General features: G+C 54.1%; 8 protein-coding genes and 4 pseudogenes. 8 read left to right on the top strand and 4 right to left on the bottom strand.

Annotated elements, in window-relative coordinates; translation table 11 throughout:
- Positions 1–634: 634 nt before the first annotated feature.
- Together ACR0DT_RS24610 and ACR0DT_RS24605 are read right to left on the bottom strand one after the other, a co-directional pair.
- Positions 635–1,676, bottom strand: a pseudogene (locus ACR0DT_RS24610) (IS3 family transposase); the annotation flags it as partial.
- A 143-nt stretch (positions 1,677–1,819) separates the two neighbouring features.
- Complete coding sequence (locus ACR0DT_RS24605) at positions 1,820–2,320, bottom strand: autoinducer binding domain-containing protein (protein ID WP_480713286.1); 501 nt, start codon at positions 2,318–2,320, stop codon at positions 1,820–1,822.
- Between the two features lie 236 nt (positions 2,321–2,556).
- On the opposite strand from ACR0DT_RS24605, the pseudogene ACR0DT_RS24600 reads away from it, so the two are divergent.
- The 8 genes and pseudogenes from ACR0DT_RS24600 to ACR0DT_RS24565 form a co-directional block, all read left to right on the top strand.
- Positions 2,557–2,715, top strand: a pseudogene (locus ACR0DT_RS24600) (IS6 family transposase); the annotation flags it as partial.
- 167 nt (positions 2,716–2,882) lie between these two features.
- Positions 2,883–3,350, top strand: a complete 468-nt coding sequence (locus ACR0DT_RS24595; RefSeq protein WP_480713285.1) for a hypothetical protein — start codon at positions 2,883–2,885, stop codon at positions 3,348–3,350.
- A gap of 11 nt (positions 3,351–3,361) precedes the next feature.
- Positions 3,362–3,508: a hypothetical protein gene (locus tag ACR0DT_RS24590; RefSeq protein ID WP_480713284.1), complete on the top strand. Its 147-nt coding sequence runs from the start codon at positions 3,362–3,364 to the stop codon at positions 3,506–3,508.
- Complete coding sequence (locus ACR0DT_RS24585; protein WP_480713283.1) at positions 3,495–3,833, top strand: hypothetical protein; 339 nt, start codon at positions 3,495–3,497, stop codon at positions 3,831–3,833. The genes ACR0DT_RS24590 and ACR0DT_RS24585 overlap by 14 nt, the downstream gene beginning before the upstream one ends.
- Positions 3,830–4,204, top strand: a complete 375-nt coding sequence (locus tag ACR0DT_RS24580) for a hypothetical protein (protein WP_480713282.1) — start codon at positions 3,830–3,832, stop codon at positions 4,202–4,204. Before ACR0DT_RS24585 ends, ACR0DT_RS24580 begins: the two co-directional genes overlap by 4 nt.
- Before the next feature lie 366 nt (positions 4,205–4,570).
- Positions 4,571–4,696, top strand: coding sequence for a hypothetical protein (locus tag ACR0DT_RS24575; protein ID WP_480713281.1), 126 nt, complete (start codon positions 4,571–4,573; stop codon positions 4,694–4,696).
- A 29-nt stretch (positions 4,697–4,725) separates the two neighbouring features.
- A pseudogene (gene tnpB / locus ACR0DT_RS24570) lies at positions 4,726–5,043 on the top strand (IS66 family insertion sequence element accessory protein TnpB).
- A 160-nt stretch (positions 5,044–5,203) separates the two neighbouring features.
- Complete coding sequence (locus ACR0DT_RS24565) at positions 5,204–5,695, top strand: transposase domain-containing protein (protein WP_480713280.1); 492 nt, start codon at positions 5,204–5,206, stop codon at positions 5,693–5,695.
- 45 nt (positions 5,696–5,740) lie between these two features.
- Here the strand turns inward: ACR0DT_RS24565 and ACR0DT_RS24560 are convergent, their stop codons facing one another.
- Together ACR0DT_RS24560 and ACR0DT_RS24555 are read right to left on the bottom strand one after the other, a co-directional pair.
- A complete protein-coding gene (locus ACR0DT_RS24560; protein WP_480713287.1) occupies positions 5,741–5,851 on the bottom strand; it encodes a hypothetical protein in 111 nt (36 codons plus the stop codon).
- Between the two features lie 193 nt (positions 5,852–6,044).
- Positions 6,045–6,713: pseudogene (locus tag ACR0DT_RS24555) on the bottom strand (transposase); the annotation flags it as partial.

The raw sequence follows: 6,713 nt of genomic DNA, 5'->3' as shown, positions 1-6,713 counted from the left end.
TGTTGTGTCGCAATCCGGCAATGAATGTCTGTGTGTTCCAGCGGCCCGCCGGCGCATGAGCGATCAGACGGTTCCCGCCCGGTGCCCAGCCATCTTCCATTGGGTGGTTTCTCCGCAAGCTTGGATTCACATACAAAAAAGACAATGGTCGCGACCGAGCGTAAACGCGCCCGCGTAAAGCGGCTGCGCACGGAATGGACCAAACACCGCATGCCTGCCATGCGGGTACAGCCTGACATCGACGAAATCTCTGTGAAAACAAATCTGTCCCGCTTGCGGGGCCGCGCTCCTTGCGGTCAGCGCCTAGAGATGAATACTCCCTTTGGCCGCTGGGTCACACAGACATTCATTGCAGGTTTGACACAGGATGCTCTGGTCGCTCCATGGGTCATCAAGGGCGCGATGGATGGAAAAGCTTTCGCGAACTACATCCAACATGTTTTGGTAACCGAATTCTGGTACCCGAACTCGAACCCGGGACCGTGGTCATCCTTGATAACCTCGCGACCCATCGTAGTGGAGGAGCTGTCAGTACTCTGCGCGCGCATGGGTACTGGTTCCTGTATCTGCCGCTGATCGGCCCCACTGAAGTGGTCCAGTTTGATTGCTCGTGCATGACTGACCTTTGGTCCATCGGGACGACGGTTTCCGGCGCAGGTGGGCGATAGCCCAGAGCACTATGCGGTCGTTTGGTGTTGTAGTGTTTCCTCCATTTTCGATCAGGATTTGTGCTTCGCGCAGGCTGTAGAAGATCTCCCCGTTTAAGAACTCATCTCTGAAACGGGCGTTGAAACTTTCGCAGCATCCATTTTCCCATGGACTTCCTGGTTGGATGTAAGCCGTCTTAGCCCCGACAGCTGCAATCCAGTCTTGAACCGCCTGAGCAATGAACTCTGGGCCATTGTCGGACCGGATGTAGGCAGGCACGCCACGCAGGATGAACAGGTCGCTCAAGGCATCAATCACATCGCCAGAGTTCAGCTTGCGCTTCACTTTGATCATCAGGCATTCCCGGCTGTGTTCGTCGAGGATGTTCAACGTGCGAAACACCTTTCCATCATTTGTGCGACAATAAACGAAATCATAGCTCCAGACATGGTTACGTCGCTCGGGGCGCAACCGGACGCATGAACCATCCTTTAGCCAGAGCCGCCCCTTCTTCGGTTGTTTCATTGGCACTTTCAGCCCCTCACGACGCCACAAACGTTCCACACGCTTGTCGTTGATTTGCCAGCCCGCATCTCTCAGCAATGCCGCGACCCGGCGGTAACCGTATCGGCCATACTGACGAGCCAGTTCGATCATGTCCGCGACCAATCTGCCTTCGTCAGCCCGGCCCCTCGGCAGCTTGCGTTGCGTGGATTGATGCTGCCTCAGCACCCGACAATCATGACGTTCCGAGATCCGGAACTTGCTTCGCGCGTGATCTATACAGGTCCGGCGACGCGCGGGGCTCAGAAGTTTCCCTTTGCAGCCTCCGCCAAGATCAGCTTGCCCAGTGTCAAATCAGACACGGCCTTTCTCAGCCGCTCGTTCTCCTTCTGGAGCCGTTTGAGGTTTCTCAGTTGGTCGGTTCCCATACCGCCATACTGCTTGCGCCAGCGGTAATAGGTCTGCTCAGTGTAATAAGTCTACTCAGTTATGCGGACATTGCGGGTCGCATCGACCCGCGCCATTCCCTGCCCGACAAGCACCTCAACCTGCCGTAGCTTCGTGACAATTTCCACGGGTTTGTGTCGCTTGTTTTCGAACGTGAATCCTCCGTTTTCCTAAACATAACGGCGGACCACTTCACCGGGGGAATCATTGCGAGGTTACATCATTCTAATACTTTCATAGGACTGAGTGTTAGTGCCATTTGATGAACACTTTCTGCCTCTTTGCGCAGTTCGAATAAGGTTTTTTTTACGGTATCTGCCCATACCGCTTCACTGCAAGTCTTAGTTACACTTAGCAAGCCAGTCTCAAATCGGGACTCCTTGATCGGTATCGTGATACCGTTTTCCCCAAGGCCTTTTTCTTTCAGAAACTCAAAGAAAGTACGGTAGCTTGGATTGCTCTTGAACTTCACCCAGTCAACCGGCTCGGAGAAATCCAAGCCATTTTGGATGACAGGGTCGTTTTTATGTAACTTCCGGGATATGTACTCTGACACCGATAGGGGAGGGCAAGTGGAAAATCCCGAGATAATGTCAGCTCTCAAATTCAAATGAGCATAACATGCATGATCGAATCCTAGATTTTGGCAAAGCAACACTAATCTGGCCTCGAAACTTAACGTTCTACTCACAATTGCATTCTCAAGGTTCTCCAAAAGCACTATATTACTCCATTTGTTGCATTATAGATTCTACCGAACTTCAAGATAAGTATCCATAAGGGATTTCCCTACGGTGCCCTCACGTAAACTTGCGTTCCCGAGTATGGACATGATCACCACGTCGGCGATTTCTCACTGAAGCGTCGACCTGCTTCCCTGAAACCGAACCGGCGGAAGTGAGAATTTTCCCGTAGTATGCCCGGCAGGCAACGCGGAGAATCCCGATGCGGAAATCACAGTTCGTCAAACATCGGATCAGACCGATGTTGGGTTTTAAGTCTTTTGATTCAGCGACATCCACTCTGGCTGGGATTGATCTGGTCAACATGACCCAAAAAGGCCAATTCATGCCCGGGTTTTCTCCAATTCAGCAGTTCGCGCAATTGGCACGATAATCGACCCGCATGCTCAACCTAAGCGGCCTTCAAAGAAATTTACGGCAAAACCTCGAAGGACCGTTCTGCAACGGCTGTTTCGGAAAACAGAACTGCCGAAATCTGGTATGGCACGGTTGGGTTCGTGCCTCATCACCATGCAAAGTGTGGTAGGAGGAGGAAGGACAATGATCGGTTCGAATAAGACGCTTTCAAGACTGTACGGAGATGGCACTCTCAACGAGACCATGCGCAACACCTGTATCGATCTGCTGGACCTTGAGGTCTCCCGGGCGCAGCATAACGTACTTTCGGGCTCGCCTGTTTGCGAAATCAGCGAGAGCTACAGAGCAGATATTTTCCAGAGCGCCCGTGTTCTGCGTGTTGCCCGCCGCCGTACGTGGGTCAATGTTCCCGACATTGCTTTTATGTGGCTCACGCTGATGGGACACAGGCTGGCAGTTGAGCAGGGGCTTTCTGATAGCGGCTTCGAGGTTCTTGCCATCGTGGCCGGTAACCGGTTGGGTTTCCCGCATTCCGCGACCGAACTCTGGTCCGACGAGACATTCTTCTGGCAGTTCACGGAAACGGTGCTTCGCGATGAATGGGATTATCCCGGCATCCAGTTCCGTATGTCCTCCTCCGGGACGCTCTGAGCCTGTGGTGCTTGGTAGGCTTTATTGATGGCATTCTAGCGGAAATTGAGGATGGCAGCTACACCACGCTTCATGTGAACGAGATCGCTGGGAATGTCGCTCCTGCGGAATATGTGGCGGGGATACGTTTTACCATCGGCGACAATGTGGGCACTTGAATGCACCAAGGGTTCTATAACCATTTTCAGCGACACAACCAACAGCGAGAGTGAACTGTTTTCCATCACCACGGCGGAAGCAGAGGAGATTTTAACGTCCTCCTATGCCACTGGTGATGGCGACGTGGCGTCCGGCGCGGGGGCGGTGACTGGGAATATCTCTACCGAGGGTAGCTTTGCTGCGGAGATACATGCGGAATTACAAGCCGAAGGTGACAACACAACATCGGGCACAGCGGTTGTGGCGCATTTGCAGGGCACCATTACGACCCAAGAGGCTGAATCTGACGGCATATACGCGTTTCGAGTGATGGTGGTTCGGTGACTGTCGAGACCAATGGCTCCATATATGCGGGCGGACACGGAATTGCAGCTGTTTCCGAGGGCAGTGGGGATGTAACTGTGTCTGCGACGGGTACCATCGCAGCGGGAAGAGACGGTGTTTTTGCGGACCGTGACGGCGATGACTCGATTTCAGTCACCTCGACAGGCGCTGTTACCGGGGCTTATGATGATATTGCTATGTGTCATCGTGAGAATGGGTCCATTACGGTGGCCGCAGCGGATGTAACGGGCACGTCCTATGACGGTATGTTTACACGACTTGATAGTGATGGCGAGATTTCGATTACAAGCACTGGAGCTGTGACGGGTGGCGATTATGGTATTATGGCCGTCATTATGAGGATGGTGTGATTAATTTTCCAACGACTGGTGTTGTTGTGAGGGGCAATAACGGCATTACTGCGAGTCACGCGGGTCTTGGTTTGGTTGAGATTGTGTCTGAGGGTGCAGTTGCTGGTGAGAGCAGCGCAACTCTTTCGTGTCCGTCCGGCCAGTCTGACTTACGCGTTCAATAGAGAGGGTCTAAGTGTCCACCATCAGGCATCTATGTCGGGCGTTTCTATAGCCCAGGTTGCACGACGTTAATCGGTGAATGCCAATCTGATTTTCAATCGGCTGAAAGACCCGCGATTTATCCCAGACGTGATCGACGCATCGGCGTAGCTGGTCTTTTTGCCGGTTAAGATTGGTTCTGATACCCTTGGGTCTGTTGATCCTATGCTGGCCAATATTGAATCAGTGTCCTCTGGCCTGATCGAGATTGAACTGGCAGGTGGGTACAGAATCAGCGCCGAGGCCGATCCCGATGTTCTGGCGCGACTGCTCAAAGAGATCCTTCATTGATCCAGGCGCCGAGAAATACACGGGTTTGATTGGCGGCAGGCGTGACGAGCATGCGGCGGGTGTTCAATACGCTGGCAGCACAGGCGGAGAAAGTGCTGTCGGAAGATTCCTATAGCGGTCATCTGTTTGTCTTCCGGAACCGTCGTGGCGATCTGGTGAAGATTATCTGGTGGGATCAGCAAGGGGCCTGTCTGTTCTCCAAGCGGTTGGAGAGAAGGCCCGGTTTGTCTGGCCTGCTGCAAAGGATGGCAAGATCAGCGTGACACCCGACCAAGTTGTTAATGTTACTAGAAGGGTTCGACTGGCGCATGCCGCAAAAGATCTGGCGACCCCTGAGCACGGGATAGGCCAATAAACACAGGTGTTTGATCTCTCTCAGGATTCACCTGACCTCACTGATCCAGTATAAGCATCGGCGGTGTTAAATGGCCTCAATATCGGGTCTGATGACCTTCTGAGCTGCGCCGCACCAATACGCTGCTAGCGGCTGAGGTCAAATCTCAGGCGTTGCTGATAGAGAAGCGCCCGCATCAGTTGGCGGGTCATAACCGGCATCCGTTCGGCTCAAAATCGGAGTACCTGGATCAGCCCAATCTGACCTTCGAAAAGGACGAGCAGATTACGGCAGCAGCGGAGACACAAGCCAGCCCTGTCACCCAGCCAGAGGAAGGCAAGCTATCCCGGCAACACAGTCGCAAACCGTCGCCCCAACATCTGGGTCGGCAGGAGCAGATCCTGTCACAGGTTGAAGAATGCACCCATTGTGGCGGGTCACTGAAGACGCTGGGAGAGGATGTGACCGAAGAGCTGGAATATGTGCCGGTCCAGTTCGTTGCAAACCACATCATTCGACCCCGAAGAGCCTGTTCCGGCTGCGAGACGTTTGCGCAGTCCCCGCTGCCCTCACACCCAATTGAACGCGGGCGCCCGTGGCCGGGTCTGCTCGCGAATGTATTAATGTCTTTCGCCTTTAACCTGACGCATATCCGGTGGCCTTGAGGTAATTCCAGCTTTCCTGTGGTGTGAAAAGGTCACAGATTTCGGCTATGGCGTTGAACATTTGGGTGAAGGTTCTTGCCCGATGCGCCCAAGGTGAGCTTTGAGTTTGGCGCAAGCCATTTCGATGGGATTGAGGTTTGGTGAATACGGCGGCAGAAATAGGAACTAGCAGCCATGCGCACGCAGAGCTTTGGCAGCCTCCTCATTGCGATGGGTCGCGAGGTTATCAAGGATGACCACGGTCCCGGCTTCAAGTTTGGACTTGTCCATATTCCGCGCTGAGTCAGATTTGCCAGGAGTGTCATGAACTCTGTGTATCTGGCCTGGCCCATGCGGGTTTCAGATATGTTCACGCATTGAAGCGCTCCTCGAACATTATAGCGACTTGGTTGCAGGCGGCAAACCATTCGCGGACATTCCTGCCTCCTTTCTCGAAGTTCCTGATCGCCAGGTAGATCAGCTTGGTTGCGGCCTGCTCGGTCGGGAATGAACCACGGGTTTTGATGGATTTCCGGATCACTCGGTTCAGGTTCTCAATGGCGTTCGTGGTGTAAATGATCTTTCGGATCGCCGGATCGAAGTCAAAGAACGGGATCACTTCCTGCCACGCCCGCCGCCAAGCGGGGGCGATGGAGGCGTATTTCCCAGCCCATTTTTCCTCGAAGGCGTCCAACTCATCGGCGGTGATGGCCTCTGGAAAGCCTTTGAGCCCGTCGACGATGGCGGTCAGGATGTCCTGGACGCCCCGGTTCTTCAGTTCGGTCATCACCGAGAGCCAGAATTTGGCCCCGTCGTTGTCGGCGATCCACAGCCCCAGAACCTCGCGCACGCCCTCCCGGGTAACGCCAAGGGCCACGTAGACGGCCTTGTCCTTGACCATGCAGCTGTCGGCATCGCAGATTTGACCCTGAGCGCATCGAAGATGACGATGGGATACATCCGATCCAGCGCCCGGCTCTGCCATTCGCGGACCTCGTCCAGCACGGCATCGGTGACCCGGCTGATCAGGTCGGGGGAC

The sequence above is a fragment of the Ruegeria sp. BI11 genome, from assembly GCF_056538005.1.
Note: the sequence above shows the minus strand (reverse complement) of the source record. Positions and strands in the feature narration are given on the sequence as shown.